The 25741-nt window shown below is 61.9% G+C and carries 26 protein-coding genes and 1 tRNA gene; 18 read left to right on the top strand and 9 right to left on the bottom strand.

Annotated features, from left to right (window positions below):
- The first annotated feature begins 2 nt into the window (after window positions 1-2).
- Window positions 3-392 carry a rhodanese-like domain-containing protein gene (locus AC0L3D_RS05005; protein ID WP_027150948.1) on the top strand — a complete coding sequence of 130 codons (390 nt, stop codon included), beginning with the start codon at window positions 3-5 and terminating at the stop codon, window positions 390-392.
- 44 nt (window positions 393-436) lie between these two features.
- Here the strand turns inward: AC0L3D_RS05005 and AC0L3D_RS05000 are convergent, their stop codons facing one another.
- Both AC0L3D_RS05000 and AC0L3D_RS04995 read right to left on the bottom strand, forming a co-directional pair.
- Window positions 437-673 carry a hypothetical protein gene (locus AC0L3D_RS05000; RefSeq protein WP_023797920.1) on the bottom strand — a complete coding sequence of 79 codons (237 nt, stop codon included), beginning with the start codon at window positions 671-673 and terminating at the stop codon, window positions 437-439.
- Between the two features lie 111 nt (window positions 674-784).
- Window positions 785-1717 carry a complex I NDUFA9 subunit family protein gene (locus AC0L3D_RS04995; RefSeq protein WP_473643301.1) on the bottom strand — a complete coding sequence of 311 codons (933 nt, stop codon included), beginning with the start codon at window positions 1715-1717 and terminating at the stop codon, window positions 785-787.
- Between the two features lie 665 nt (window positions 1718-2382).
- Between AC0L3D_RS04995 and leuA the strand changes: the two genes are divergently transcribed.
- The 4 genes from leuA to AC0L3D_RS04975 all read left to right on the top strand — a co-directional run bounded on the left by leuA (window position 2383) and on the right by AC0L3D_RS04975 (window position 7693).
- Entirely contained in the window at window positions 2383-4101 is a 1719-nt protein-coding gene (leuA, locus tag AC0L3D_RS04990) for a 2-isopropylmalate synthase (protein ID WP_473629742.1), read from the top strand.
- Window positions 4102-4283: 182 nt separating this feature from the next.
- Window positions 4284-6056, top strand: a complete 1773-nt coding sequence (locus AC0L3D_RS04985; RefSeq protein ID WP_473643299.1) for a hypothetical protein — start codon at window positions 4284-4286, stop codon at window positions 6054-6056.
- A gap of 88 nt (window positions 6057-6144) precedes the next feature.
- Window positions 6145-6948, top strand: coding sequence for an alpha/beta fold hydrolase (locus AC0L3D_RS04980; protein WP_473629727.1), 804 nt, complete (start codon window positions 6145-6147; stop codon window positions 6946-6948).
- A gap of 124 nt (window positions 6949-7072) precedes the next feature.
- Window positions 7073-7693: a hypothetical protein gene (locus AC0L3D_RS04975; protein ID WP_023797926.1), complete on the top strand. Its 621-nt coding sequence runs from the start codon at window positions 7073-7075 to the stop codon at window positions 7691-7693.
- Here the strand turns inward: AC0L3D_RS04975 and AC0L3D_RS04970 are convergent.
- Complete coding sequence (locus AC0L3D_RS04970; RefSeq protein ID WP_023797927.1) at window positions 7683-8597, bottom strand: metallophosphoesterase family protein; 915 nt, start codon at window positions 8595-8597, stop codon at window positions 7683-7685. The two genes, AC0L3D_RS04975 and AC0L3D_RS04970, sit on opposite strands and share 11 nt — an antisense overlap.
- A gap of 53 nt (window positions 8598-8650) precedes the next feature.
- Here AC0L3D_RS04970 and AC0L3D_RS04965 point away from each other — a divergent pair, with 53 nt between their 5' ends.
- Window positions 8651-9151: an NUDIX domain-containing protein gene (locus tag AC0L3D_RS04965; protein ID WP_031254497.1), complete on the top strand. Its 501-nt coding sequence runs from the start codon at window positions 8651-8653 to the stop codon at window positions 9149-9151.
- A gap of 1 nt (window position 9152) precedes the next feature.
- On the opposite strand, the gene AC0L3D_RS04960 is transcribed toward AC0L3D_RS04965, so the two are convergent.
- Window positions 9153-10142 (bottom strand): glutathione S-transferase family protein, encoded by a 990-nt coding sequence (locus AC0L3D_RS04960; RefSeq protein ID WP_023797929.1) that lies wholly within the window; start codon window positions 10140-10142, stop codon window positions 9153-9155.
- 310 nt (window positions 10143-10452) lie between these two features.
- Here AC0L3D_RS04960 and AC0L3D_RS04955 point away from each other — a divergent pair, with 310 nt between their 5' ends.
- From AC0L3D_RS04955 to AC0L3D_RS04930, 6 genes are all read left to right on the top strand, one after another.
- Window positions 10453-10989 carry a GNAT family N-acetyltransferase gene (locus AC0L3D_RS04955; RefSeq protein WP_128174312.1) on the top strand — a complete coding sequence of 179 codons (537 nt, stop codon included), beginning with the start codon at window positions 10453-10455 and terminating at the stop codon, window positions 10987-10989.
- A 172-nt stretch (window positions 10990-11161) separates the two neighbouring features.
- The gene (locus tag AC0L3D_RS04950) at window positions 11162-11923 is read left to right on the top strand and encodes a 3-hydroxyacyl-CoA dehydrogenase (protein ID WP_023797931.1); all 762 of its coding nucleotides are present in this window, start codon (window positions 11162-11164) and stop codon (window positions 11921-11923) included.
- 6 nt (window positions 11924-11929) lie between these two features.
- The gene (locus AC0L3D_RS04945) at window positions 11930-13120 is read left to right on the top strand and encodes a CaiB/BaiF CoA transferase family protein (protein WP_128169354.1); all 1191 of its coding nucleotides are present in this window, start codon (window positions 11930-11932) and stop codon (window positions 13118-13120) included.
- A 38-nt stretch (window positions 13121-13158) separates the two neighbouring features.
- Window positions 13159-13920: a HugZ family pyridoxamine 5'-phosphate oxidase gene (locus AC0L3D_RS04940; RefSeq protein ID WP_031254499.1), complete on the top strand. Its 762-nt coding sequence runs from the start codon at window positions 13159-13161 to the stop codon at window positions 13918-13920.
- Between the two features lie 173 nt (window positions 13921-14093).
- Complete coding sequence (locus AC0L3D_RS04935) at window positions 14094-14432, top strand: ArsR/SmtB family transcription factor (protein ID WP_128169352.1); 339 nt, start codon at window positions 14094-14096, stop codon at window positions 14430-14432.
- A 317-nt stretch (window positions 14433-14749) separates the two neighbouring features.
- Window positions 14750-15553, top strand: coding sequence for a TrmH family RNA methyltransferase (locus tag AC0L3D_RS04930; protein WP_473629730.1), 804 nt, complete (start codon window positions 14750-14752; stop codon window positions 15551-15553).
- Window positions 15554-15582: 29 nt separating this feature from the next.
- On the opposite strand, the gene AC0L3D_RS04925 is transcribed toward AC0L3D_RS04930, so the two are convergent.
- Window positions 15583-16731 (bottom strand): coiled-coil domain-containing protein, encoded by a 1149-nt coding sequence (locus AC0L3D_RS04925; protein WP_473629731.1) that lies wholly within the window; start codon window positions 16729-16731, stop codon window positions 15583-15585.
- Between the two features lie 148 nt (window positions 16732-16879).
- Window positions 16880-17488, bottom strand: coding sequence for a DUF1134 domain-containing protein (locus AC0L3D_RS04920; protein ID WP_023797936.1), 609 nt, complete (start codon window positions 17486-17488; stop codon window positions 16880-16882).
- A gap of 357 nt (window positions 17489-17845) precedes the next feature.
- Between AC0L3D_RS04920 and chpT the strand changes: the two genes are divergently transcribed.
- Entirely contained in the window at window positions 17846-18475 is a 630-nt protein-coding gene (gene chpT, locus AC0L3D_RS04915; protein ID WP_473629732.1) for a histidine phosphotransferase ChpT, read from the top strand.
- Between the two features lie 237 nt (window positions 18476-18712).
- Window positions 18713-19081: a response regulator gene (locus tag AC0L3D_RS04910; protein WP_128248043.1), complete on the top strand. Its 369-nt coding sequence runs from the start codon at window positions 18713-18715 to the stop codon at window positions 19079-19081.
- Between the two features lie 121 nt (window positions 19082-19202).
- Here the strand turns inward: AC0L3D_RS04910 and ctrA are convergent, their stop codons facing one another.
- Entirely contained in the window at window positions 19203-19898 is a 696-nt protein-coding gene (ctrA, locus tag AC0L3D_RS04905; protein ID WP_006203583.1) for a response regulator transcription factor CtrA, read from the bottom strand.
- 450 nt (window positions 19899-20348) lie between these two features.
- Between ctrA and AC0L3D_RS04900 the strand changes: the two genes are divergently transcribed.
- Window positions 20349-20726 carry a flagellar export protein FliJ gene (locus AC0L3D_RS04900; protein WP_029349790.1) on the top strand — a complete coding sequence of 126 codons (378 nt, stop codon included), beginning with the start codon at window positions 20349-20351 and terminating at the stop codon, window positions 20724-20726.
- Between the two features lie 417 nt (window positions 20727-21143).
- Here the strand turns inward: AC0L3D_RS04900 and sciP are convergent, their stop codons facing one another.
- Window positions 21144-21419, bottom strand: a complete 276-nt coding sequence (gene sciP, locus AC0L3D_RS04895; protein ID WP_006203587.1) for a CtrA inhibitor SciP — start codon at window positions 21417-21419, stop codon at window positions 21144-21146.
- A gap of 274 nt (window positions 21420-21693) precedes the next feature.
- Between sciP and mnmA the strand changes: the two genes are divergently transcribed.
- Entirely contained in the window at window positions 21694-22884 is a 1191-nt protein-coding gene (mnmA, locus tag AC0L3D_RS04890) for a tRNA 2-thiouridine(34) synthase MnmA (RefSeq protein ID WP_473629734.1), read from the top strand.
- A gap of 55 nt (window positions 22885-22939) precedes the next feature.
- Here the strand turns inward: mnmA and AC0L3D_RS04885 are convergent, their stop codons facing one another.
- Window positions 22940-23905, bottom strand: a complete 966-nt coding sequence (locus AC0L3D_RS04885; RefSeq protein ID WP_473629743.1) for a Gfo/Idh/MocA family protein — start codon at window positions 23903-23905, stop codon at window positions 22940-22942.
- 329 nt (window positions 23906-24234) lie between these two features.
- Between AC0L3D_RS04885 and AC0L3D_RS04880 the strand changes: the two genes are divergently transcribed.
- Window positions 24235-24311 (top strand) — tRNA-Met (locus tag AC0L3D_RS04880).
- A gap of 276 nt (window positions 24312-24587) precedes the next feature.
- Window positions 24588-25367, top strand: a complete 780-nt coding sequence (locus AC0L3D_RS04875) for a DNA-methyltransferase (RefSeq protein WP_473629735.1) — start codon at window positions 24588-24590, stop codon at window positions 25365-25367.
- Window positions 25368-25741: the final 374 nt, after the last annotated feature.

Raw genomic sequence — 25741 nt, 5'->3', positions numbered from 1 at the left:
CCATGCCGAAGGGATACAAGGACCTTCTGGCCGACGCCGATGCGGTCGTCCGCTCGGTCGAGGCAGCGGACATGGCGACCATTCCCGACGGCGTTGTCATGGTCGACATCCGGGATCCGCGGGAACTGGAGCGCGAGGGCATGATCCCCGGCGCGTTCCATGCGCCGCGCGGCATGCTCGAATTCTGGATCGACCCGGAAAGCCCCTACCACAAGCCGATATTCGCCGAGCCCAGGACCTTTGTGTTTTACTGCGCGTCCGGCTGGCGCTCGCTGCTCGCCGCCAAGGTCGCGCAGGAGATGGGACTTGACGCGCGCAGCCTGCGCGGCGGCTTCTCGGAGTGGAAGAAGCGCGGCAATATCGTCGCCGAGAAACCGAGGAAGGACAGCTAGGCTCGACGACCGGCACCGTCGCTTGCCACTGGGAATGCGGGCGATCAAGGCGCGCGATCGGTCAGCGCGCTTGCACCTTCCTCCGCGGCGCAATGTGCGCAGCAGTAGATGATGTCATCTTGTTCGACACCATGTCCGATGATCCGGCACCCGCAATGCGGGCAGAGCGGCGCAAGTTTCTGGATCGCGCATTCGAAGCTGTCGAACGTATAGCTTTCCTCAGCCAGCGTCACTTCGAAAGCCTTGTCGTAGTCATTCCCGCATTGATCGCATCTGGCCATAGTTCTTTTCCTTCTTCCTCATTGGTTCAAACTCGACCAACCCGCCGCATGGCGATAGGTTCCCGGCAGGATCGTAGAGTCCTGCCAAGCAGGAGACGAGCCCGAGCAGCCTCACGCGCGCCGTTCGATCAAGCGGATCACCTCCTCGATGTCGCGCGGCGCGATGTCGAGTTCCTTCAGGCCCGGCGCGCCGATTGCGGCCACATTGTCGTGCCGCATAAGATCGACCTGGTTGCGCGTTATCGGCGCTCCCGGAAGGAGTTCCGCGACGCCGGCCAAGGCGTCCCACGCCGCAAACGGCACCGGCATCAGCCTGATGTGGGTATCGAGCTGTCGGGCGATCTCCCGCAGCAGTTCCTTATAGGTGTAGATGCGCGGGCCGCCGAATTCGAATATCGATGAGCCCTTGTGGTTTCGCCCGCCGATCAGCCGGCTGACTGCGTCTGCGACGTCTTCCACATAGACCGGCTGAAGCCGTGTGCCACCATCGCCGAACAGCGGATAAACCGGCAAGAGACGTATCAGCCTGACAATCGTCGTGAGGAAAACGTCGTCAGGTCCCGTCATGACGGCGGGACGCACAATGATGGCGCCGGGAAATGCGCCCGCCACCGCCTCTTCTCCGCGCCCACGTGCCCTGATGTAGTTCGAATCCGATTGAGGATCGGAGCCGATCCCCGAAATCTGGACGAACCGGTCGACCTCGCCAGCGCGCGACGCGGCGGCAAGTTCAGCTGCGGCTTCCACATGCACGCGCTCAAACGTCTGGGCGCCCTGCTCGACGTAGAGACTGACGGCGTTCACGATCGCTTGTGATCCGTCAATGGCCGTGCCGATCGAGGACGCATCCAATATGTCCGCCTCGACGGCTTCGGGCGGCCTTGCCGTCGAGGAAAAAACCTGGCCCACACGAGCCGGGTGGCGGGATGCGGCGTGGACCGTGAAACCCCTTTCCAGGAGCCGCTTCACGATCCGGCGCCCGAGAAAACCTGTCCCGCCGAACACAGTGACGATCCGTTCTGTATTGAGATCGTCAGGATCCATTTGCCTCGCCATCCCTTGGCTTTGCGTGCCCGCCGAGCGCCTGCCGCAAGGATCGCCTCTGGCCGGCGTATAACCCAGCCCCTTCGAACATCGGGACGGTTGGAGAACAACGCAGGAACGTTTTTTGTTCCAGTCGGCGCCAGGTTCGATCGAGAGACGGCCGATGTTGCTGTGGACGGCGAGTGTTCGACGCCGGGTTGCCATGCTGTCCGTTTCATCCCCAGCCTCCATGCGCTGGTGATAAAATCGGACAACTCACGTGCTACCTAATCCGGACAACTCATCTGCTTACGACACTGTCGTTCGGCCCCACTTGCCTCGCTTTGGCTGCTCCTGTATGAAAACCGCCATGACCAACCGCGCCACCTCCGTCGCTTCCCGTCAGACCGGCTTTGCTGGCGAGACCGTGCGCGCGCTTGCTTCCGCTCTGCTGCTGCTCGGCCTTATCGGCGATCGCCGGGTTCGCTGAAGGAGCGCCCGGCGGTCGAACCGCCGCTCACGCGCATGCTCCTTGGCCAGTCTCAAAATTGGCAAGTCACATCTAGCGAATGAACATCTGGTAAAGGCGCCGCTCGGCACCAAATCCGCCTGAAGGCGGATCCCGCGAGCCGCCGGGAGAGACGACAATGAACGCACGAGAAGAGATCCGCTCAGACAGCGGGGAGATGGGCCAGGATGCCCGGGCCATGCCGGGGGCAGCCCGGGGCATGCCGGAGGCAGCCCGCAAATACCAACCCTACCCGACCGTCGGTCTCACCGACCGCGTGTGGCCTTCGAAAGTCATCGACAAGGCCCCGATCTGGTGCTCGGTCGACCTGCGCGACGGCAACCAGGCGCTGATCGATCCGATGGGCCACGAGCGCAAGGCGCGCATGTTCGCCCTGCTCCTCGACATGGGCTTCAAGGAGATCGAGATCGGTTTCCCGTCGGCCTCGCAGACCGACTTCGATTTCGCCCGCTGGTGCATCGAAGAGGGCAATGTATCAGACGATGTCTCGCTGCAGGTGCTGGTGCAGTGCCGGCCGGAACTGATCACCCGCACTTTCGAGGCGCTGCAGGGCGCCACCAACCCGATCGTGCATTTCTACAATTCGACCAGCGAACTGCAGCGCCGCGTCGTCTTCGAGAAGGACGTCGCCGGCATCAGGCGGATCGCCACCGATGCGGCCAAGATGATCACCGACATGGCAGCGAAGGCCGGTGGCTTCTATCGTTTCGAATATTCGCCGGAGAGCTTTACCGGCACCGAGCTCGAAGTGGCGTTGGAAATCTGCAACGCCGTCACCGAAATCATGAAGCCGACGCCGGAAAACAAGCTGATCATCAACCTGCCGTCCACGGTCGAGATGTCGACACCCAACATCTATGCCGATCGCATCGAATGGATGTGCCGCAATCTCGACAACCGCGAGAACCTGCTCATTTCGCTGCATCCGCACAATGACCGCGGCACCGGGATCGCCACCACCGAACTCGGCCTGATGGCGGGCGCGGACCGCGTCGAAGGCACGCTGTTCGGCAATGGCGAGCGCACCGGCAATGTCGACATCGTCACGCTGGCGCTCAACATGTACACGCAAGGCGTCGATCCCGAGCTCGACTGCTCCGACATCAACCGGATGAAGGACGTCTACGAATATTCGAACCAGTTGAAGATCCCCGAGCGCCATCCCTATGTCGGCGAGCTCGTCTACACCGCCTTTTCCGGCTCGCACCAGGATGCCATCAACAAGGGCATGAAGGCGTTGCGCAAGGCCAACACGCCGTACTGGGAAGTGCCCTATCTGCCGATCGACCCGGCCGATGTCGGGCGCAACTACGAGGCGATCATCCGCATCAACTCGCAGTCCGGCAAGGGCGGCATCGCCTATGTGCTGCAGGCGGACTACGGCCTCAATCTGCCGCGCAACCTGCAGATCGAGTTCAGTCAAGCGATCCAGGCGATCACCGACGCCGAAGGCAAGGAGGTGCCGGCCAAGCGCATCTACGAGCGCTTTCTCGAAACCTACGTCGATCAGCCCGACGCGCGGCTGAAATTCCTCGACCACCACACTTATCCCGACATCGAGATCAAGGGGCGGCGCGCGGTGGAGGCGATCATCCTCGACAGCGGCAAGGAGGTGACGATTTCAGGCTCCGGAACCGGCCCGATCGACGGCTTTGTCGACGCGCTGTCGCGCCATGTCGGCGTGCCGATGTCGGTGCTCGACTATTCGGAGCACTCCATGCAGCGCGGCTCGAATGCCTCGGCCATCTCCTATGTCGAGATGGAGCATCCGGGCGGCAAGCTGTTCGGCGCCGGCATCAACACCAATATCGTCGCCGCTTCGCTGGAAGCCGTGGTTTCCGCCGCCAATCGCATCGTCGGCGGAAAGGCCGACTAGAGGAGCTGAGCTGGAGCAAGATGACCCCGGATGGTATCATCCTGCTCCAGTCTTTCGCGCCATTAACCACCGGAATATTATCCGGTGGGGTACGCGATCGCATAATGGATGCATGCTTGTATGGCAGTGCAGGCGCTATATGATTGCGTCTTAACCTGTGCCGACTTCGAGAGGATCGACACTTGCAGCATGCCACGCCTGCCGCCCCCGCAGTGCGCGAGACGCTGGAGCGATTGCTAGCCAGCGAAACGTTCGGGAGATCCGAACGAGCGCGTAAGCTGCTTCGCTATCTGGTCGAGCGCGAGCAGGCAGGCGAAGCCGACAAGCTCAAGGGCTTTTCCATCGCGATGGATGTTTTCGGCAAGGACGGCGATTTCGATCCGTCGACCGACGCCGTGGTGCGGGTGCAGGCGGGCAGGCTGCGCGAGCTTCTGCAGCATTACTTTGCCAATGAGGGTGTTGCCGAGCCGATCCGCATTGCCATTCCGCGTGGCGGCTATGTTCCATCCTATGAACTCAACGCGATCCGCCTGCCGGTCGAGCCGGCGTCGGCGGAACACGTCGAAGCGGCGGCCACCTTGCCGGAATCGCCCGAAGAACCCGTCATGGCCGCACCTGCCGCATCGTCCCCCGTCGTTCGCCAGCCGGCACCCTCGCTGCTGCGTCATCTCCAGTTCTTCTGGCTGGCGATCGCTCTGGTCATCGCCATGCTGGGGGTGCTGATCCTTCGTCAGGGAAGCAGCGCATTGCTGGCGGGAAGCGATGCCGCGCCGACGATTGAAAATGCGGTGGCAACCGGCAGCATTGCGCCATGGGCTCCGGCTGAAAGCCTTCCGCTCGTCTACATTGCGGTGAAAACCAACAGTGCCGAGGCTGCCCGCGTCGCCGCATCGCTGCGCGCCGGCCTCAGCCGCTTCGACACGGTCACCTTCATCGGTCGCGATGCTGACGGCCCGCCCGATCCTGTCGCCGATGCGATCAGCTTCGTGTTCGATGTCTTGCCGGGACCAACGGCAGGCGATGTCACCCTGGAGCTTCAAAGCGTGGCGACCGGCCGGGTGCTGCTGTCACGCAACTTGACTGCCGCCGACAGCACACCCTCCACCGTCGAGGACAGTGTCGCCGGCATTTTGAGTTCGGCCGTTCCGGCTCCGGGCGCGATCTACAACTATATCGAACAGAGCGGCCTTCAGACCGGCCTGACCGAATGTCTGCTGCTCAACGACAAATACTATCTCGACCAGGGCGCCAAAACCCATGAGGCTGCCTATCGCTGCCTCGAAATCCTGGTCGATCGGGATGCGAAATCGTCGCTCGTCTTTTCGGAGCTGGCGACCCTGCATCTCGAGGCGGGCACAGATCACTACGCCTATCCAGCCGGCGCAACGATCGAACAGGCGATGTCGCTGGCCCGTCGCGCCGTGCAGATGGGGCCGACCAGCCCCTATGCCCACCGTGCCTATGGCTATCTCAATTCCCGCCTCGGCAATTCGGAGGAATCGATCCGCTGGATGCGCAAGGCCTACGAACTCAACCCTTACGACCTCAGCATGGCGGCAGCTTATGCCTACGGGCTGATTTTCGCCGGCAGGTACAGGGAGGGAACACCGATCCTTGCTCACGCCGCCGAAACCTCCAGCGCCCATCCGACCTGGTGGGATTACGGGCTTTTCGTCGGCCAGTTCATGGCTGGCGATATGAACAAGGCCGCGCTTGCCAGCGATGCGCTGCAAGCGACGCCGACGAAATCGCACTATCTGGCTGCGCGGCTGATCACTGCCAAGGCCGCCGGTCGCAATCATCTGGCGCACGAACTTTTGGACGAGTTGACGGTCAAGTTCCCGAAATTCGCTGCCGATCCGCGCGCGGCTTTTGTCGAGCGGAAATACCCCGCCGATCTGACCGAGCGGCTGGTCGAGGCTTTGCGTGCCGCCGGGCTCGGCAATGCCAGCTAGTCCTTCCGACCAGCACGGCCGATCGCGAAAAACTTGGTACAAGACACAATCCAGCCACATCCGAATTCGCATAAAACCATAGTATTTCATGATTTCATCGCTTTACGTTGCCGAACGGGGCGCCGGCCCGAAGACGGTTGTCTTTCTGCATGGCTTCGGCGGTTGCCACGGCGACTGGCACGAGGTGATTTCGACACTGGCACCTGGTTCACGGACGCTGGCCTACGATCTTCCGGGCCATGGGCTGTCCCTCGATTTCCCGGGTGGCGGCCCGGCCAGGACAGCCGCCCGGGCTGTTCTTGCAGACATCGCCGCTCGCAGAATCAGGAGGGTGCATCTCGTCGGCCATTCGATGGGCGGGGCGGCGGCTGTGCTGATGGCACTGGCCGAACCCGCAAGGATAGCCTCGCTGACGCTTCTGGCGCCGGGCGGGTTTGGCACTGAGATCAATGGCCCGCTGTTGCGCCGTTACGCAGCGGCAGCCGGCAAAAGTGAAATTCGCGCCTGCCTCGCCGCCATGTCCGGACCGCAAAGCCCGCCCTCGGAGCGCATCGTGGATGTGCTTGGCGCAATGCGCGCGCGTCCCGGCCAGTCGCACAAACTTGTCGAGATCGCAGCCGCCATGACCAGGGACGATCGGCAGGGCGTCATCCCGCACGAACGGCTCGAAACACTGGATATGCCGGTGATTGTGGTCTGGGGGACCGATGACGCGGTGCTGCCCTTCAGCCAGGCCGATGGTCTGCCGGCGCATTTCCACCTGCACCACGTGTCGGAGGCCGGCCATATGCTGGTCGAGGAAGCGCCCGGCCTGATCGCCGAGATCGTCCGCCGCAACATGAAACGCCGCAGCAGGCCGCTTCGTCCAAACTCCGCTCCCGCAGCGGGCTGATCCCTGTCAAAGCGCGGCTTCGGGCCGGATTTTGCAAGCCGCCTATCGATCTCGCAAGCGCATTTTGCTGCATTTTGCCAACGACTGTGTTAATTCGGTGTTAACCAAACGCGAGGCAACGCCGATGAAGGATGCAGCCGAGACCATAAGCCAGGCCGATGAGTCGCGAAAATTGTCGGACGCCATCCGCGACGTGAAAAACGCTTTCGCCGACCGCGACGACGTCGTGGTCGACATGCGCGAAGCGCATCGCATGCGGCTCGAATTGCTTGCCGCCGAACTCGCGCCGGTCTTCGCCGACGTGCCCGCCGACATGGACAATTTCGACTTCGCCGTCTCGTCCGGGCTGCAGCCGCGCCTCTGGATCGACGCCGTCAGCCATGTCGCCATGGGGCGCGACCGCCGCACCTATCGCTTCCTCAAGGACACGCGCATCGGCCGCGTGGTGCTCGCCGAATCGACCGAGATGAAACCGGTTGCCGATCAGGTGACGCGCTACGTCGCGGAGCGCGTCATCGAACGCCAGAGAATGCTGGAAGGCGGGGTCGAGCAGGCTGCCGGCCTGAAACGTGCCTTGGTCCCGGAAGCCGAGCCGCCGCTGCGATCCGTCAAGCGCCGCAAACGTTGGTCAGCCTTTCTCTCCGGTCTCGGCCTGATCGCTGCCGGCGCCCTGGTCGGGCTGGCGGTATCGATCGTGTTGTTCTGGGACCGCCTCGTTGCGATGGGACTGAGTTTCACGCCATAGCGTCCGCGCCAAGCTCCACAACCTCCAGATCGGCAGGCGGGATGGCCGGCCCGGTCAGGCCACGTCGCGTCAGCCTGAGCCGCCAGTTGCCTATTTCACCATCGATCTCCAGCAGATTATATTGCGCCGCTGGACGCCTGCCGCCTGGCGCCTGCCCTGCGGCAGCGACGCCGACCACTGGAATTTTGGCGCCGCGCCCATTGATCGAGAACAGCGTCGGCTCGTGCGAATGGCCGTGCAGCACAAGCTCGGCCCCGTGCCGCTGAACGACCTTTTGGAAGCGGGCAATGCCGAACAGCCGCTTGGGCTGCGAAACGGCGCCGCGCACCGGCGGATGGTGGATCATGATCACCCGGAACAGCCCGCGTTTGGCCGTGGCATCGAGCACGTCCCGCAGCCTTTCCGCCTGGTCTTCCAGAAAAAAGCCGTTGGCCATGAACGGAGCCGTCGCCCGCGCCGTCGTGACACCGATCAGCGCGACGTTGCCACGCACGCGCAGATAGGGAAAGGCTTCGCGGTCGACCGGCGTATTGACGCCGTCGCCGGTCATCCACGCCGTCCACGACCGGCAGGACTTGTCGAAAGCACCGGGCACATAGGCGTCGTGGTTTCCCGGAACGACCGACACATCGTCGGGGGAGCCCAGCGTCTCCAGCCAGTGCTTGCCCATCTCGATCTCGCCATCGAGCGCCAGATTGACCAGATCGCCGGTGACGGCAAGGTGATCGGGTGCGCTCGCCTTGATATCGGCGACGATGGTGTCGATGACGGCGTCGCGCATGTGGCGGCGGCGATTGCGCTGCCAGTTGACGTAACCGACCACCCGCTTGGAGGCGAGATCGCGATAGGTTACACCGGGAAGCGGTCCCAAGTGGATATCGGAAATATGCGCGAGCCTGAACATCCCTCCTTCATAAGCGACGCACGCGCTGCTTTCCACCCACGGTTTCGTGGGTGATGATGCGGCCCGATCCGGAGCAAGCTTTCCGCCAGACCGGCTGGCCGGGTCTCAGGGCAAGGCTGTTTCATCTGTACTTCGTGCTGCGGCGGCCGATGACGCTTGGGGTGCGTGGCTTGATCCACGATCGCACGTCCAGTTCCGTCTTCCTCATTCGCCATACCTATGTACCGGGCTGGCAGCTTCCCGGCGGGGGCGTCGAGCTGGGCGAGACGATGATCGAGGCGTTGGCGCGCGAGCTCTCCGAGGAGGGCAATATTGCATTGACCGCGCCGCCGGTGCTGAAATCGATGCATTTCAACCGTCGGGCCAGCCGCCGCGACCATGTCGGCCTCTATTTGGTCGAGCAGTTCAATCAGACGGCGCCGAAGCTGCCGGACCGCGAGATCGCCGCAGCCGGCTTCTTTCCGCTCGACCGCCTGCCGGAAGCAACGACGCCGGCCACGTTGCGGCGGATTGCCGAGATTTTCAGCGGCGCGGCGGCATCGCCCTTCTGGTAGATCACGCTGCCTTCCTGAACCGCGCCCGATCATGCGGCGCCGCGTAGTCCAGTTCCGGCCCGACCGGCACGATGTGCGTCGGGTTGATCGTTGCGTGGCTGCCGTAATAGTGCGCCTTGATGTGGTGCAGGCTCACCGTGCCGGCGACGCCCGGGACCTGGTAGAGGTCGCGCAGATAGTTCGACAGGTTCGGATAGTCGGCGATGCGGCGCAGGTTGCACTTGAAATGGCCGACATAGACCGGGTCGAAGCGGACCAGCGTGGTGAACAGCCGCCAATCGGCCTCGGTGATGCGGTCACCGACGAGATAACGCTGGCGAGATAGGCGATCCTCGAGCTGGTCGAGCGCCGCGAACAGTTCGCCAAACGCTTTCTCATAGGCCGCTTGCGTGGTGGCGAAGCCGGCGCGATAGACACCGTTGTTGACTGATGGATAGACCAGAGCGTTGACCGCGTCGATTTCGCCGCGCAGTGCTTTCGGATAAAAATCGAGGCTGGCATCGCCCCATTTGTCGAAGGCTGAATTGAGCATCCGAATGATCTCGGAGGACTCGTTGCAGACGATTGTCTGTTCTCGCCTGTCCCACAGAACCGGCACCGTCACGCGGCCGGAATAGGCGGGATCGGTCTTGGTGTAGATCTGATGCAGGAAGTCGAGGCCATAGAGCGTATCGCCGGTGGCGCCGTCCTCGGCCACGAAGGTCCAGCCGTTGGCGCCCATGAAATGATGGACGACCGAGACGGAAATCACGTCCTCGAGCTTTTTCAGTGCCCGAAAGATCAGCGTCCGGTGCGCCCAGGGACAGGCAAGCGAGACATAGAGATGGTAGCGGCCCGGCTCGGCCTTGAAGCCGCGCGTGCGGCCTTCGGCGGGCCTGCCGTCAACCGTGACCCAGTCGCGCCATCGCGACTGCGCCCGCACGAATTCGCCGTCGCTCGCCTTGGTGTCGTACCCGCTGTCCTGCCATTTGCCGTCGACCAGCAATCCCATGTGATGTCCTTTCCTCTTCGTAGGGATGTAGGCACAAACCGACGATGCGGAAATCGCCAGGCGTTGAACAGTTCGTCAATCGCCCGGTGCGGCAGACGAATGACGGCAAACGAAGGCGGCAAACGAATGGCGGCAGCAAACGGCCGATTGCAGTGGCTGAAGATTGGTGCTAGCGGAAAATCCGCATGCTTGACTTTGCCTTGATCCGGTTCGACCGACGACGAAAGGGCGCCCGCGCTTGATGAAGCGCTGACTGGCGAACGCTGCCGTTTGCAGCAAACCTTTCCCGTCTACCCGGAACGCAAAGACCATGAGCCTTGCCGACGTGAAATACCTGCCGGAAACTCCGGCGCATGACCCCGAAATCGAAACCATCAACGACGAAGCCTTCGGGCCGGGCCGTTTCGTGCTGGGCGCCTACAAGATCCGTGAGGGCGGCCCGCATGAACGCGCTCTGTCCTTCGTGGCCGTCGATGGCGATATCGTCGTCGCCTCTGTGCGCATGACGCGCATCGCGGCCGGCGCCGGCCGCGCGCTGATGCTCGGACCGCTTGCCGTGCGGCCGGCCTACAAGAATCTCGGCATTGGCCGCCGGCTGGTGGCGATCGCGCTGGAGGCCGCCGCCAAGGCCGGTATGCCGGCGGTGATGCTTGTCGGCGACGAGCCCTATTACGGCCCGCTCGGCTTCAAGAGAATCCCGCGTGGGCAAATCTCCATGCCGCGCCCGGTCGATCCTGACCGGCTGTTGTCGCATGAGATCGTGCCGGGCGCGATGGCACGGCTGGTGGGGGAGGTTTGCCACGCCGATCAGGCAAGGATTGCCGCGCAAATCGCCGCGATGGCGTGACCATCCGGATGCTGTTGCGCCATACTGTCAGGCTTCGTAGCATGTTGCCGATGGTGCATGTCGCCCAAAAGTGCGCAGCGGTTTTGGGTAACGAGATGCAATAAAAACAGAGATTTAAAGCGCTTCGATTGAGTCCGTTCAGTTCGACGCGCTTTAGATGGAGGACGCCGACATGAACCCGAACGGCCAGATTGCGATCGTCACCGGTGGCGGCTCCGGCCTCGGAGAAGCGACGGCACGTGCACTGGCCGCAAAGGGCGCCGGCGTTGCCATCCTCGACCTCGGCATCGAGCGTGCGGCGAAGATCGCGGCCGATATCGGCGGCATCGCCATCCAATGCGACGTAAGCAGCGCCGACGGCGGTGCTGCTTCAGTGGCAGAAGTGGTAAAAAAGTTCGGTGAACCCCGTATCCTGGTCAATTGCGCCGGCATCGCCATCGGCATGAAGACGATCGGCAAGGACGGTCCGCACCCGCTCGACCAATACCGCAAGGTGATCGAGGTCAATTTGATCGGCACCTTCAACATGATCCGCCTCGTCGCCGACCGGGCCGCGAAGCTTGAGCCGCTGGAGGGCGGCGAGCGCGGCGTCATCGTCAACACGGCATCGGTCGCCGCCTATGACGGTCAGATCGGCCAGGCGGCCTATTCAGCCTCCAAAGGCGGCGTCGTCGGCATGACGCTGCCGGTGGCGCGCGATCTTGCCCGGTCGGGCATTCGCGTCTGCACCATCGCGCCCGGCATCTTCAAGACGCCGATGATGGCCGGCATGCCGCAAGAGGTGCAGGATACGCTCGGCGCCGCGGTGCCCTTCCCGTCCCGTCTCGGCGAGCCTTCCGAATATGCAGCCCTTGTGCTGCATATCATCGAAAACCAGATGCTCAACGGCGAGACCATCCGCCTCGATGGCGCCATCCGCATGGCGCCGAAGTAGCCGACCATGAGTGCCGAAGTCGCCCTTCAGGCGAAGACTGGCCCGCTCGCCGGCCTGACGGTGATCGAGATGGCCGGGCTTGGACCGGTGCCGCTGGCCGGCCTGATGCTGTCGGAGATGGGCGCCGAGGTGCTGCGCATCGAGCGGGCTGGATCGAGCCAGCCGTTTCTGGCGCTACCGGACGAATACGACATCGACTGTCACGGCCGCTCCATCCTGCGGATTGACCTGAAGCGCTGGGAAGGCGCCGAACTGGTGCTGCGCCTTGCCGAAAAGGCCGACATGCTGGTCGAAGGGTTTCGTCCCGATGTCATGGAGCGGCTTGGTCTCGGGCCGGATGCGGTTCTGGCGCGCAATCCGGCCCTGATCTACGGCCGCGTGACGGGTTTCGGTCAGGACGGTCCGCTATCGGGACGTGCCGGCCACGACATCACCTACCTCGCCTACTCGGGTGTGCTGCATGCCATCGGCCAGCAAGGCGGCCGGCCGGTCCCACCGCTCAATCTTGTCGCCGACTACGGCGGCGGCGCCATGATGCTGGTCGCCGGCGCACTGGCCGCTCTGTTTGAGCGCTCGCGCTCCGGCAAGGGTCAGGTGATCGACGCCGCGATGACCGAGGGCGCTTCAATGCTGGCGACACCTGTGCACGCCCTGATGGCGGCGGGCCTGTGGAGTGACACGCGTGGCACGAACCTGCTCGATTCCGGCGCGCCCTTTTACGACACCTATGAGACCGCGGACGCACGGCACGTCGCCGTCGGCTGCCTTGAGCCCCGGTTCTTCGCCGAATTCGCAAGACTGCTGCCGCTCGACCAGATTTTTGTACGCGGCCAATACGACAGGTATTTGTGGCCGCAGATGCGGGCCGCCATTGTCGATCGGGTCGGGCAAAAGTCACGGGACGACTGGGACCGTCTCTTTGCTGCGACCGATGCTTGCGTCGCACCGGTCTTGTCGCTGCGGGAAGCCAGGGATCATCCGCACAATCGCGCTCGCAACGCCTTCTTGAAGTCGGGTGCGCTTGAGCGCCCCGCCCCAGCGCCGCGCTTTTCGCGCTCCCGGCCGACGCTTGCCGCCATGCCGGCCGATCACGATTGTCAGGCGGCGACGGTGCTGGCACGCTTCGGTCTTTCGGAAAGCGAGACTGAGGCCCTTTTCAAATCTGGGGCCCTTGTCAAATCCCGTGTGATAGGTTGATAACTGGAGAGCAAAGATCAGCTTAGGACGGTGTGGATTTGAACGATCGGAAGAAGGACGTGATCCGCGAGACCGACGCCGAAGCGATCAGGCTGGCGAAGACGCTGATCCGCAGTGCCCGTTTCGGCGCGCTGGCGGTGATCGAGCCCGGCACCGGTTCGCCGCTGGCCAGCAGGGTTGGTGTCGCCACCGATATCGACGGCACGCCGCTGATCCTTGTATCGATGTTGTCCGCCCATACCGGCGCGATCCTTGCCGACCCGCGCTGTTCGCTGCTTGTCGGCGAGCCCGGCAGGGGCGACCCGCTGGCGCACCCACGGTTGACGCTCGTCAGTCGGGCGGCACGGCTTGAGCGTGGATCCGACGAGCACGCCGGCGCCGAACGGCGCTATCTCAACCGCAACCCCAAGGCGAAGCTCTATGCCGGCCTTGGCGACTTCTCGATCTTCCGCCTGGAGCTGGAGCGCGCCAGTCTCAACGGCGGCTTTGGCAAGGCCTACCTGCTCGAACGCGCCGATCTGGTCACGACCGCGCCGATCGTCGAAGAGCTTGCCGCTGGCGAACAATCCGCCCTCGACCATATGAATGCCGACCATAGCGACGCAATTGCCGTCTACGCGCGCCACTTCGCCAAGGCGGCGGGCGACGGCTGGGTCGTCACCGGCTTTGACGCCGACGGCATGGACCTGGCATTGGGCGACGATATCTGCCGGGTGTTCTTTCCCGAGCCATTGAGGACGGCGCGCGAGCTCAGGCATGTTCTGGTCGACATGGCAAAAACCGGCCGAGTGGCGGATTAAACACAGTCCGACAGTTAATCGCGCCGGGTCGAAAGCAAGTCTTGAGGTTTGAGCTAGATGTTCTACGCTTTCCCGGTAGCGTTGAATCGCCAGCGCAAATTCGCAAGTGAGCCTATGGAATCAGACGCTATTGCCCCCATAGCGCCGGAGGAGCAGGAAGGTATGGGGGATCGATGGTCTCGAAAAAGCTAATCGCCAATGCCGAATCAGCGGCCTCGTTTCTGACGCTGATGGGCAACGAGAAACGACTGTTGATCATGATCCACCTGGCCGAAGGTGAAATGTCGGTCGGCGCTATCGCCGAAAAGGTTCTGCTCAGCCAATCCGCCCTGTCACAGCATCTGGCCAAACTGCGGGCGCTCGATCTCGTCGAGACCCGGCGCGACCGGCAGATGATCTACTATTCCTGCAAATCCGATGCCGTGCGCGAACTTCTCAACACGCTGGACGGGGTTTTCGGCGAGGGTGAGCTATCGCAGATGGCATACCGCTCGCGTCGCTCCGGGACTTGACCGGCCAATGCATGTCGCCCAAAGCCGGCACATGCATAAGATAAGAACTGGTCCGAGCGCCCCTTGCCTCGCTGACGACTCCTAATGCATGTCGCGCAAAAGCATGCCCGTGCAGCGGTTTTGCGATAGCGACATGCATAAAACAACAACCTAAAGCGCGTCGCGAGAGGTCGGTTGAGGTCGGTCGAACGCGACGCGCTTTTGAGCGACTTGCGTCCACTTGGACGCAGAAGGTACGCTCTGACACTTTGGATCCACGCGTCGTGCTGTCGCAAAACCCACCACGATCGGGCCGATGCGGGTCAGTTGAGGCAAGCATGCGCAGCATTCGTATCGACGACCCGCAAGACCCGCGCGTCGCCGCCTATCTCGACATTCGCGAGCGCGATCTTGCCGGCCGGCAGGGTCGTTTCGTTGCCGAAGGCAAGGTGGTGCTCGAAATGTTGCTCGCGGCCAAACGCTTTGCCGCCGAATCGGTGCTGGTGCTCGAAAACCGGCTGGCAGGCCTCGACGCAACCCTGCGCAAGGCGCCCGCGGACCTTCCGGTCTACGTGGCGGCCAGCGAGGTTATGGACAGGATTGCCGGCTTTCACATGCATCGCGGCATATTGGCGATCGGCCGCAAGGGCGAGGCGCAGCCTGCAGAGGCCTTGCTGGATGCCCTGCCCGCCCGCGCGTTGATCGTCGCGCTGGTCGGCATCGCCAACCATGACAATATGGGCTCGATCTTTCGCAACGCCGCCGCCTTCGGCGCCGATGCCGTGTTTCTGGACGCGGCCTGCTGCGATCCCCTGTACCGCAAGGCGATCCGCGTTTCGGTCGGCGCCGCGCTGAAAGTTCCTTTTGCCTCCTTCGCTGAGACCGTCGGCTTTACCGCGGCGCTCGATCGGCTGGGCTTCGGCCAATTCGCATTGTCGCCGCGCGGACAAACCGACATCCGCGATGCGAAAAGGACCGAACGGCTGGCACTCTATCTCGGCACTGAAGGCGAAGGCCTGCCCGAGATGCTGCTCGCCCGCCTGCGGACGGTGCGGATCAATATGACAGAAGGCTTCGACAGCCTGAATGTCGCCGCCGCGTCAGCCATCGCCTTGCATCATTTCTCGGCAAGCAGGACCTGAGCCGCAGAAGTCAGCATCACTGCCTGGGCTCAATGCGCCGATTCGGCCTGCTGCAGCGCCCGCACGCGATCGGCAAGGCTGCGTTCACCGCTTCCCGGTGGGTTGGGTGCCGCAAGAACCTTTGCGATCGGCGATTCCGGCCCGTCGAGCTTCGCCGTCAGGGCTACGACCTGCGCCGCCAGGTCGCTCATCTGCTCGCGCAACGCAGCGCTGGCGCCTTCGGATCTGGATGCCGCGTCGGCGGCAAGATCCGTTTTCAGCCTCTTGTTCTCGCTGGCCAGTGCCGTCAATCTCGCCTCCAACTGCTCCCGGTCGCTGTCGAGCTTGGCGATAGCTTTTTCCATATCGCCCTTGACGGCCACATCGGCCTGACCGCCTTGCGCTCCGACGAGACGCACCGCTGCCGACGCATTTTCCACGCTTTCGCTTTTCAGCTTTTCGCGAAGCCGCGCGATTTCCTTTTCGCGGCGTGCAAGCTTGTCCTCGCGATCGGCAAGCGTGGCGAGCAGGCGCTCGATCTTCTTGTCCAGTTCACCGGTCCTTTTCTTCTCGGCTTTCAACGCGTCTCGCGCGGCCTTGCTCTCGGCCGCGATCTCCTGTTGGCGCCTGTCCGCCTCCTTGCGCTGGCCGCGCAGCACTGAAATATCATCGGCCAGCTTTTGCAATTCGGATTCGCGCGCCACAAGTTCGATCTGACGGCTGCTGGAAGAAAAGCTGGCGTCGTCATACATGTGCTCCAGTTTTTTCAGCTCGAGCACACGCTTTTCCAGGGCATGCTCGGTTTGAGCAAGCCGATCCGACAAAAGCTGCAACTCGTCTTTGCGCTGCCGAAGGTCTTCGCCCTTGGCCTCGAGCGCGGAAAGGGTCTGTTCCTTGTCCTTCCGCTCGAGCGCCAGTTCCTTCAGTGCTTCGCGGCCACGGCCGATCTCGACAAGCTGTTCGGCCGATTTCTCGCGCAACGCCTTGACGCTCATCTCAAGCCGACGTGTCGCCATAGCGAACTCGGCGCGGATGCGATCCTTCTCCGCCTGGATCTCGGCCAGCGTCAGCGGCATCGAGCCCTCGATGCGTTTACGCGTCAGCATCACGGCCCGCCGCCAGATGGCCGGGGCAATCATCAGCGCCAGAAAGCCGGCGCAGAGAAAGCCGAGGACAAAGAACAGGACCGACTGAACCAAGGTGACTATCCGTTATGAACGGCAAACAACCGTAAGGGACTGTGCCACGTTCGCATGACGGAATTCCAGTGCCGCGGCAAGGGTCTGCCGCAGCATTGTTCAGACCGTCGATCCTGGAAACAATCGCGGTGACGAGGCAACCGCTTGCTCAGAATGGATTCCAAGTGGCGCGCTGGGTAAGCTTGAGGTAGCCGAGATTGACGCCAAGCCGGGCGCCGACGCCGGTACGGATCGGGACCAGCAGCACATTGTTGTTCTTCATCACGTTGAAGCCGACGCCAGCCACAAGGTAGGCGGAGCCGGCAAGGCCGCCGAAACGATTGTAGAGGCTGTTCACATCGTCGAGATTATAGACCAGCATCATCACCCGCGAGCCCTCGCCGCCAAAATCCCAGCCGAGCGACGGGCCCTGCCAGAACACTTTGTGATCGCCGGCATTCTTCGTGTAGAGTGTGCCTTCACCATAGGTCAGGCCACCGATCAGGGCGCCCGAGCCCTCCTCCCCAAGCAAATAGCCATTGGGCAGGCCATAGGAGGAGAAAATCTTCTCCACGACGGTGGCGAGCCCGCCCGACGTCGCACCGAAGAATTTATGACCGGAATCGACGATCTCCTGAGCGGTGTATTCCTGGGCCCGCGAAGGCGAGGTTGAAAAGACGACAAGGCCCATGAGAGCGATTGCCATTGAGAAGACACGGAGAAAACTCCGGTCTGTGAAGACACGGAAAAAACTCCGGTCGTAGTATCGGGAAAACATGCTTCCAATCTCCGTCAGGGAGCACTTTCGCCGACGCCTCGCATCCGTGCGGCTCTTTGGTGGCCGTTAAGGATGACTGTTAAGGACAAACTATGCCGTAATCCTTTTTCAACCATTAAGCTTTCACATGAAGATGGCGGTTCGTAGGCTGGTTTCGCGCTGATTTCGCGTCGGCCCGCAGTATCCGCACCCTGCGTGAACACACCATTTTCGATAGCGACAATTCCGGATTTGTTGCTGCGCGCTCAGGCGCTGTGTATTCAGTAGGCCTTGGGAGAGCGAGCGTGATTCGTGTGGACAGGCGTGATCGTTGATCGCCCGGCCATTTCCAGTGAATTTTTGCAGGGACTTTCGTCGATGGCCGAGCTTTTCACCCTTTCCGCACCCGATCTCGCCGCGCTTTTGTGCAGCCGGGTCTGCCACGACATCATTTCGCCGGTCGGCGCCATAAACAACGGGCTTGAGCTGCTCGACGAAGGCGGCGCCGACGAAGACGCCATGAAATTGATTCGCCAGAGCGCCAGAAACGCTTCGGCCCGCCTGCAATTCGCCCGCATCGCCTTCGGCGCAGCCGGTTCTGCCGGCATGATGATCGACACCGGCGATGCCGAGGCCGTTGCGATCGCCTTCTTGAAGAACGAGAAGCCGGAACTGATCTGGAATGGACCCCGTGCGCTGCTGCCCAAGAACAAGGTAAAGCTGCTGCTCAACCTTATTCTCGTCGCCCACGCTGCCATTCCGCGTGGCGGCAAGCTTACGGTCACGCTTGAAAACCTCGACACGGAACCACGCTTTGCGCTCGCCGCGAGCGGTCCGATGCTGCGCGTGCCGCCCAAATTCCTGGAGCTCCATTCCGGCAACAAGCCTGAAGAACCGATCGACGCGCATTCGGTGCAGCCCTACTACACACTGCTTCTGGCGCGCGAGGCGAACATGACAATATCGATCCACGCGACCGCAGAAGAAATCGTTCTCTCGGCTGCTTGAAGTTACTAAGAAATGATTGAAAAGAACAGATAAGAGTTTTTAGACTACCCCATCACGGTGGAATGAAATGAGCCATCCAGGCTAGTTCGGCCGAACCATCGGTCAAGAAGTTTCCGTAAAAGCTGTTCTTGCAAAAATTTTACCTATCGGCTTTTCAGCTTCTTTACCGGATTGATCCTACGGTGCCTTCCAGACCGCGACGCTGCCGGATTGCCGCATGGCAAAGAGGGCCCGGAAATGAAACGCTGCATGTTCATCGACGATTCGAGCGTCATCAGGAGGGTTGCAAAGCGCATCCTGGGTGGTTCCGACATGCTGGTCATCGAAGCTGCCAGCGGGCTTGATGCGGTTGAGATGTGCACTGCCGACATGCCGGATATCATCATTGTCGACGGCGCCTTGCCGGACATGCAGGCCGAGGACGTCATTCGCCGCGTACGCGCCATGGAAAGTCCGATACAACCTCAGATCCTGATTTTGCTGGTTGAGGTCGACGTCGCTTCGATCATGCGGGCAAAGCGCGCCGGCGCCCAAGGCTATCTGCTGAAGCCGTTCACTCGGCCGCAACTTCTCGAGCGCTTCCGCACCTTGAGATTTGCCGGCTGATTCGCCACCGCTGGCGCATGGCCGCGGAAATCGGCTCTCCAATATCTGCGACATAAAAACGCAAAAATCCGGCCGAAGCCGGATTTTTGTCGGAAAAATCGATCGGATCGGCGTCGTCAGCTCAGGCGCTGACGCGGATGTCTTCCGGCTCGCGCAGCACATAGCCGCGACCCCAAACCGTCTCGATGTAGTTCTGGCCGCCGGAAGCAGCGTCGAGCTTCTTGCGCAGCTTGCAGATGAAGACGTCGATGATCTTCAGTTCCGGTTCGTCCATGCCGCCGTAAAGGTGGTTGAGGAACATTTCCTTCGTGAGCGTGGTGCCCTTGCGCAGCGAGAGCAGCTCCAGCATCTGGTATTCCTTGCCGGTCAGATGCACGCGCTGGCCACCGACCTCAACGGTCTTGGCATCAAGGTTGACCACCAGGTCCCCGGTGGTGATGACCGACTGGGCATGGCCCTTGGAACGCCGCACGATGGCGTGGATGCGGGCGACCAGTTCGTCCTTGTGGAACGGCTTGGTCATATAGTCGTCTGCGCCGAAGCCGAGGCCACGTACCTTGTCCTCGATGCCGGCCATGCCGGAGAGGATAAGGATCGGCGTCTTCACTTTGGAGAGGCGAAGTGTTCTCAAGACCTCGTATCCCGACATATCGGGGAGATTGAGATCGAGAAGGATGATGTCGTAGTCGTAGAGCTTACCTAGATCGACCCCTTCTTCGCCAAGATCGGTCGTATATACATTGAAACTTTCCGATTTCAGCATCAGCTCGATGCTCTGTGCGGTCGCACTGTCATCTTCTATCAGCAGAACACGCATTTCATTCCCCTTTTCTGCTGCCGGACCATTTCACGACCCGTCCAGGACCGGAGCAGTGATTGCCTGAGCAGAGGCTGCCATCGAATGGTTAACAAAACCTAATTCCGTGCCGTTGACGGTAACAGATTTTTTAACCCCTTTCTACACCTCGTTGAATCTAATAGCGAATCTCAGAACAAAACCGCTAATGCAAAACATTAATAAGCCAGACTAAGTGACTCCAGGGACTCGCTAGCCGTGCTTCCGCATCGGGGCCGGAATTTTTACCCGGCCTTAAGTCCTGAGCCGTATGATTAACAATGCCCGTAAACGAATGGTTACCGCCGGCAAAAAACTTTAGGAATTTGTTTCCCATAGTTCTGGTAAAGTCGGTGGAAGCGGGTCGAAGCCTGAGTTTGCCAGGCGGATTAGACGATATGTGCAGGTGTGCATTTCCAGGAGTACCGAATCATGAAGTCACGTGAAAACCTCGTTCGGCTGAAGCAGTTTCAGGTGAACGAGAAGCGGCGGCAGTTGCTGCAACTCGACATGATGATCGCCGAATTCGAACGCATGGCTGTCGAACTCGAACTCCAGATCACTGCCGAAGAAAAGAAAGCCGGCATCACCGACATCAACCATTTTGCCTATCCGACCTTCGCCAAGGCAGCACGCTTGCGCCGCGACAATCTCAGAAATTCGCAAAGCGACCTCGCCCAGCAGCGTAGCGTTGCCGAATCACTGCTCGGCGAAGCCGAAGCGGAGCTTTCCAAAGCAGAAATGCTCGAATCGCGCGACACCAAGATCCGCGACGCCGAGACCGGCGGCCGCAGCGCCATGATCGGCTGAAAACAAGGCTTTAAGGCCGGTCAGCACCCAGCGATCAGGGCGTTGCCCATCTGGAACGTCGCCGCTCATTGGTCGAGCAACTGCCAGTTTCAGGCCTACGCTGCAAAAATCTCTTTCACGTTCCGCGATCGCCCGCATCTGGGCATCCTGATGTCGGGCGCAGGCGATTCCGGCCAGAACCCATCTGACTGAGCAGCCCACCGGTTCTGGCAGAGTTCGGCTCGGGGCCGACCGCGCAGGCTTGTGGAACGCGGCAAGGTCGACGCGAAAAATGCTTGCTTCCAAGAAGCAGGCGCCGCTCATGCCTTTTGTCAGCCCGATCGGCAGGTGGTGCTGACCGTCTGAAGCAGAGAGAACCGTTGCGGCAATGCAAAAAGGGCGCGGATTGCCGCGCCTTTTGAAATCCTTGAACCAGCCCTAATGCCGATATTGCTGGATGCGCGTCGTGCGCAGGCCGGCAAGGCCATATTCATCGATCGACGCCTGCCAGGACAGGAATTCCTCCGTGGTCAGCTTGTAGCGCTGGCATGCCTCCTCGAGGCTCAAAAGCCCGCCGCGCACCGCCGCTACCACTTCGGCCTTGCGCCGGATAACCCAGCGACGTGTGTTCGTCGGCGGCAGATCGGCAATCGTAAGGGGGCTGCCGTCAGGCCCGATAACATATTTGACGCGCGGTCTAACAAGATCGGTCATCGTACTCTCTACTAAAAACTCAAAGACCCAATCCCCACCACATTACCGCCACAGCTTTAAAATTTGCCTAAGCGATCCCTAATAGCTAGGTAAGGATCATGAACGCCGCGTTAGTCTTTTCGTCGGCATTTGAGGCATCTGCCCAGCAAGCGCCCGAATCCGTTCAAAAAAATCGGCCGGTTCGCGAAGCTGGCGCACCCGGAAAGCTTGACCTATATTCCGGCCATTGGCATTCAGGCGCCGTCATCCAGGCGCCGTGCAGAACGAAAGAACCATGAACAGCCTCGACCTTCCCGGACGCCCCGAAGAGACCCGCATCGTTGTCGCCATGTCGGGCGGCGTCGATTCGTCCGTCGTCGCCGGTCTTTTGAAGCATGAAGGCTATGATGTCGTCGGCGTCACGCTGCAGCTCTACGACCATGGCGCGGCAACGCACCGGGCCGGCTCCTGCTGTGCCGGCCAGGACATCGACGATGCTCGCCGCGTCTCCGAGACGCTCGGCATTCCGCATTATGTGCTCAATTACGAGGAGCGCTTCCGCAAGGCGGTAATCGACCCCTTCGCCGAGAGCTATGTGGCCGGCGAAACGCCGATCCCTTGCGTTTCCTGCAACCAGACGGTGAAATTCGCCGACCTCCTGGCGACCGCCAAGGAACTCGGCGCCGAGGCGCTGGCCACCGGCCATTACATCCGCTCCGGCGCCAACGGCGCCCATCGCGCGCTATACCGGCCGGTCGACGCGGACCGCGACCAGAGCTATTTCCTGTTCGCCACCACACAGGCGCAGATCGACTACCTGCGCTTTCCGCTTGGCGGCCTGTCGAAGCCGCAGGTTCGCGCCATCGCCGAGGAAATGGGGCTGACGGTCGCTGCCAAGCAGGACAGCCAGGACATCTGCTTCGTGCCGCAGGGCAAGTACTCCGATATCATCGCCAAGCTGAAGCCGACTGCTGCCAATCCGGGCGACATCGTCCATATCGACGGCCGCGTGCTCGGCCGCCATGAAGGCATTTTGCGCTACACGATCGGTCAGCGCCGCGGCATCGGCATTGCCTCGGGCGAGCCGCTCTACGTCGTCCATCTCGACGCCGACCGGGCCCGCGTCGTCGTTGGCCCGCGCGAGGCGCTTGAAACGCACAAGATCTATTTGCGCGACATGAACTGGCTGGGCGACGCTGCGCTGTCAGATATCCCGGCCGCCGGGCTGGAGCTTTTCGCCAAGGTCCGCTCGACACGCCCGCCACGCCCGGCCGTGCTGCATCACAACGCCGGGATCACTTCGGTGGAACTGGTCGACGGCGAGTCCGGTATCGCGCCCGGCCAGGCCTGCGTGCTCTATTCCGACGACGGCAACGAGGCCCGCGTTTTCGGCGGCGGCTTCATCGAGCGTTCCGAACGCGGCGCCGAGGCCGAGGCGATGCTGACGCGGCTGGCGGCCCGGCCGGCGCAGATTCCCGCCGAATAGACGATAATCCCGATCTATCGGGATCGATCAGGCTCTGATACAGCCGCACTTTCTCTCAGGAAGACGATCCGGTGTGGGCAACGGTGCCAGCGGTCAGGATACGCAGCACCCTGATGGCTTCCTCGCCGCTGGTACGCGGTTCTGCCCGCGTCTCGATGCACTGGATGAAATGCTCGAGCTCTCGCGTCAGCGGCATGCCCTCGCCCACTGCAACATAGGACGGCTCGTTGGTGGTGAAGGCCCATTGGCCGCTGTCTTGCCAGACCGCGTGGCGGTAGACGGCGAGCTTGCGCTCCCACGGCTCGACATCGTCGAACACCGCCATCGCCTTGGTGCCGACCACGGTCAGCCGCCGTTCGCGGTAGGGATTGAGCCGCGACGCGAACAGGTGGCTGCGCAGACCGTTGGGAAAGCGCATGTGCAGATGCGCGAAATCGCTGAGATTGTCGAGGAGCGCAGCCCCTTCGCCACGCACCTCGATCGGCTCCGTGCCGGTGATGGCCAGGATCATCGACAGATCGTGCGGCGCCAGATCCCATAGCGCATCGTTCTCGGTGTGGAATTTGCCGAGCCCGAGCCGGTGCGAATGGATATAGCGGACCTCGCCGAGTTCGCCATTGTCGATCAGCGCCTTCAACGTCTCGAAGGCGGGATGAAAGCGCAGCACATGACCGACCATGAAGACGCGGCCATTGTCGACCGCCGCCTTCACCGAACGCTCGGCATCGGCCACCGTCAGCGCGATCGGCTTCTCCACCAGCACGTCCTTGCCGCCCTGGACGGCGCGCACCGCCATATCGGCGTGGAACTGCGGCGGCAGCGCCATCACGATGGCGTCGATGTCGCTGCGCACAAACAGCCCCTCCGGCTCGATCGCCAGGCAATCCTGCTCACTGGCGAAACCTTCGGCGCGGGCAGGGTTGACGTCCGAGACCGCGTGCAGCGCGCCGAGCGCCTTGAGGGTGCGGATGTGGTTGCTGCCCCAGTATCCGCAACCGAGGACTGCAATGCGCGGTTTCATCATTCCAACTCTAGAATTTCGTGGCCGAGACATAGCGGCGCGCCCCGCCGAACTCAACCCGGCATTTCTGTGCCCGATTATCTGCCCGGCAAAGCTTTTCGGCCATCAGAGCGACGTGCGTGCGCCTGGACACACAAAGTACGTCTCAAGACCGTGAAGCTTGGCGACGCGACAGGATGCGATAGTGTGTGGCGCCAGACCGGCTGCATCGACACCGGCTGCATCGATGCTTGACAGGCTTGGCGTCCCAACCTTATATCCGCCCGACCTTGGCGAACGCTTCGACATGCCCTCTGATTTGAGGCGGATTTCGGGCCTTTCGCCGCCCTGGCGGGGTAGCTCAGTTGGTTAGAGCACGGGAATCATAATCCTGGGGTCGGGGGTTCAAGTCCCTCTCCCGCTACCACTTAATTCTTCCACAATGTTCTCTGCATGGACTTCGCGGCCCCGAAACCCCGCAGAACAGCAGGCCCTTCGGCCAAAAGCTGTGGAGTCGCTGTAGTGGTGAAAGCGACTCATTTGCTCTCTGTCGGCCGATATTCTCCAAAGCTGGGGAGTGCGCCTTTTTACTCCCTAGCTTTCCCCCATTGAAATCACAGGGTTTTCCGGCTCGAAAGCTGGGGGTCGTTTGGTGCAATGCCGCTATGCGGAGAACACACAAAGCAAACCAACTGGTGACCAATTGGTCACCCTGCCCGGCGATGTCTGGCTTTTGGGCAAGCACCGGCTTATCTGCGGCGACAGCACCAATGCTGAGGATGTCGAGCGGGTGCTTACCGGCGTCAAGCCGCACCTGTGCGTTTGCGATCCTCCATATGGCGTCAGCTACGATCCCTCATGGCGAGAGCGGTTCGGCGATGGAGAAGGTCTCGCCAGAGGCAAGGTGCTCAATGACGACCGCGCCGACTGGCGGGAAGCATGGGCGCTGTTTCCGGGAGATGTGATGTATGTCTGGCATGGCGCCCTTCATGCCGCCACGGTCGCTTCAAGCCTTGGGGCCAGCGGCTTTGCCGTCCGCGCCCAGATCATCTGGGACAAGACCCGGCTGGTCATCGGCCGCGGCGACTACCACTGGCAGCATGAGCCGGCCTGGTATGCGGTCAGGAAGGGCAGGAAGGGCCACTGGGCGGGTGATCGCAAGCAGACCACCGTCTGGGCCATTCCGCATCGAAAGTCCGACACGGGCCACGGCACGCAAAAGCCCGTCGAATGCATGCGGCGACCCATCGAGAACAATTCCTCGCCAGGCCAGGCTGTTTACGAGCCCTTCTGCGGCCCTGGCACCACCATCATCGCTGCCGAGATGACTGGCCGCTGCTGTCATGCCATCGAACTGAACGCAGCCTATGTCGACGTCGCGGTGCTGCGCTGGCAGGCGTTTACAGGCAGCATGGCAATCCTGGAGGGCGACGGCCAGAGCTTTGCCGAGGTAAAGCTCGAGCGGATCAGGACCAGGCCATGACCACCAAGACAGCAATCCTGCAGGCCATACGCCACAAATGTCTGGACTGCTGCGTCTATCAACCCGCCGAGGTTCGGGAGTGTCCCGTCAGCACGTGCGGTTTGTGGCTGTTCAGGTTCGGGATGGACCCCGACCCCAGCCGCACCCGCGGCTTCGCCAAATCCCCTGTGTACACGGACCCTTCGGGGCAAGACATGCCTATCTCGAAGGCGAGGCAGCACATCGGAAACGGAGAGAGCTGAGATGGCCCGCCCCAGCCATCAGCCCGATGCTTTTCATCGCCGCCAGGTAGAGGCGCTGGCAGGCTATGGTGTTCCGGAGGCCGAGATTGCCGGCATGGTCGGTGTCGATCCAAAGACGCTGCGCAAGCACTA

Source organism: Mesorhizobium sp. WSM4837, assembly GCF_055811435.1.
The sequence above is the reverse complement of the archived record's forward strand: the minus strand, read 5'-3'. Positions and strand labels throughout refer to the sequence as shown.

What these genes read in the sequence shown, in the direction of transcription:
- AC0L3D_RS04950 (WP_023797931.1), top strand. Translation starts at nt 11,162, where the DNA reads ATGAACCCGAACGGCCAGATTGCGATCGTCACCGGTGGCGGCTCCGGC.
- AC0L3D_RS04920 (WP_023797936.1), bottom strand. Translation starts at nt 17,488, where the DNA reads ATGTTTTCCCGATACTACGACCGGAGTTTTTTCCGTGTCTTCACAGAC.
- leuA (WP_473629742.1), top strand. Translation starts at nt 2,383, where the DNA reads ATGGGCCAGGATGCCCGGGCCATGCCGGGGGCAGCCCGGGGCATGCCG.
- AC0L3D_RS04995 (WP_473643301.1), bottom strand. Translation starts at nt 1,717, where the DNA reads ATGGATCCTGACGATCTCAATACAGAACGGATCGTCACTGTGTTCGGC.
- AC0L3D_RS04970 (WP_023797927.1), bottom strand. Translation starts at nt 8,597, where the DNA reads ATGTTCAGGCTCGCGCATATTTCCGATATCCACTTGGGACCGCTTCCC.
- AC0L3D_RS04975 (WP_023797926.1), top strand. Translation starts at nt 7,073, where the DNA reads ATGAAGGATGCAGCCGAGACCATAAGCCAGGCCGATGAGTCGCGAAAA.
- chpT (WP_473629732.1), top strand. Translation starts at nt 17,846, where the DNA reads ATGGCCGAGCTTTTCACCCTTTCCGCACCCGATCTCGCCGCGCTTTTG.
- AC0L3D_RS04980 (WP_473629727.1), top strand. Translation starts at nt 6,145, where the DNA reads ATGATTTCATCGCTTTACGTTGCCGAACGGGGCGCCGGCCCGAAGACG.
- AC0L3D_RS04960 (WP_023797929.1), bottom strand. Translation starts at nt 10,142, where the DNA reads ATGGGATTGCTGGTCGACGGCAAATGGCAGGACAGCGGGTACGACACC.
- AC0L3D_RS04955 (WP_128174312.1), top strand. Translation starts at nt 10,453, where the DNA reads ATGAGCCTTGCCGACGTGAAATACCTGCCGGAAACTCCGGCGCATGAC.
- AC0L3D_RS05005 (WP_027150948.1), top strand. Translation starts at nt 3, where the DNA reads ATGCCGAAGGGATACAAGGACCTTCTGGCCGACGCCGATGCGGTCGTC.
- AC0L3D_RS04965 (WP_031254497.1), top strand. Translation starts at nt 8,651, where the DNA reads ATGATGCGGCCCGATCCGGAGCAAGCTTTCCGCCAGACCGGCTGGCCG.
- mnmA (WP_473629734.1), top strand. Translation starts at nt 21,694, where the DNA reads ATGAACAGCCTCGACCTTCCCGGACGCCCCGAAGAGACCCGCATCGTT.
- AC0L3D_RS04935 (WP_128169352.1), top strand. Translation starts at nt 14,094, where the DNA reads ATGGTCTCGAAAAAGCTAATCGCCAATGCCGAATCAGCGGCCTCGTTT.
- AC0L3D_RS04910 (WP_128248043.1), top strand. Translation starts at nt 18,713, where the DNA reads ATGAAACGCTGCATGTTCATCGACGATTCGAGCGTCATCAGGAGGGTT.
- AC0L3D_RS04930 (WP_473629730.1), top strand. Translation starts at nt 14,750, where the DNA reads ATGCGCAGCATTCGTATCGACGACCCGCAAGACCCGCGCGTCGCCGCC.
- sciP (WP_006203587.1), bottom strand. Translation starts at nt 21,419, where the DNA reads ATGACCGATCTTGTTAGACCGCGCGTCAAATATGTTATCGGGCCTGAC.
- AC0L3D_RS04900 (WP_029349790.1), top strand. Translation starts at nt 20,349, where the DNA reads ATGAAGTCACGTGAAAACCTCGTTCGGCTGAAGCAGTTTCAGGTGAAC.
- AC0L3D_RS05000 (WP_023797920.1), bottom strand. Translation starts at nt 673, where the DNA reads ATGGCCAGATGCGATCAATGCGGGAATGACTACGACAAGGCTTTCGAA.
- AC0L3D_RS04885 (WP_473629743.1), bottom strand. Translation starts at nt 23,905, where the DNA reads ATGAAACCGCGCATTGCAGTCCTCGGTTGCGGATACTGGGGCAGCAAC.
- AC0L3D_RS04945 (WP_128169354.1), top strand. Translation starts at nt 11,930, where the DNA reads ATGAGTGCCGAAGTCGCCCTTCAGGCGAAGACTGGCCCGCTCGCCGGC.
- ctrA (WP_006203583.1), bottom strand. Translation starts at nt 19,898, where the DNA reads ATGCGTGTTCTGCTGATAGAAGATGACAGTGCGACCGCACAGAGCATC.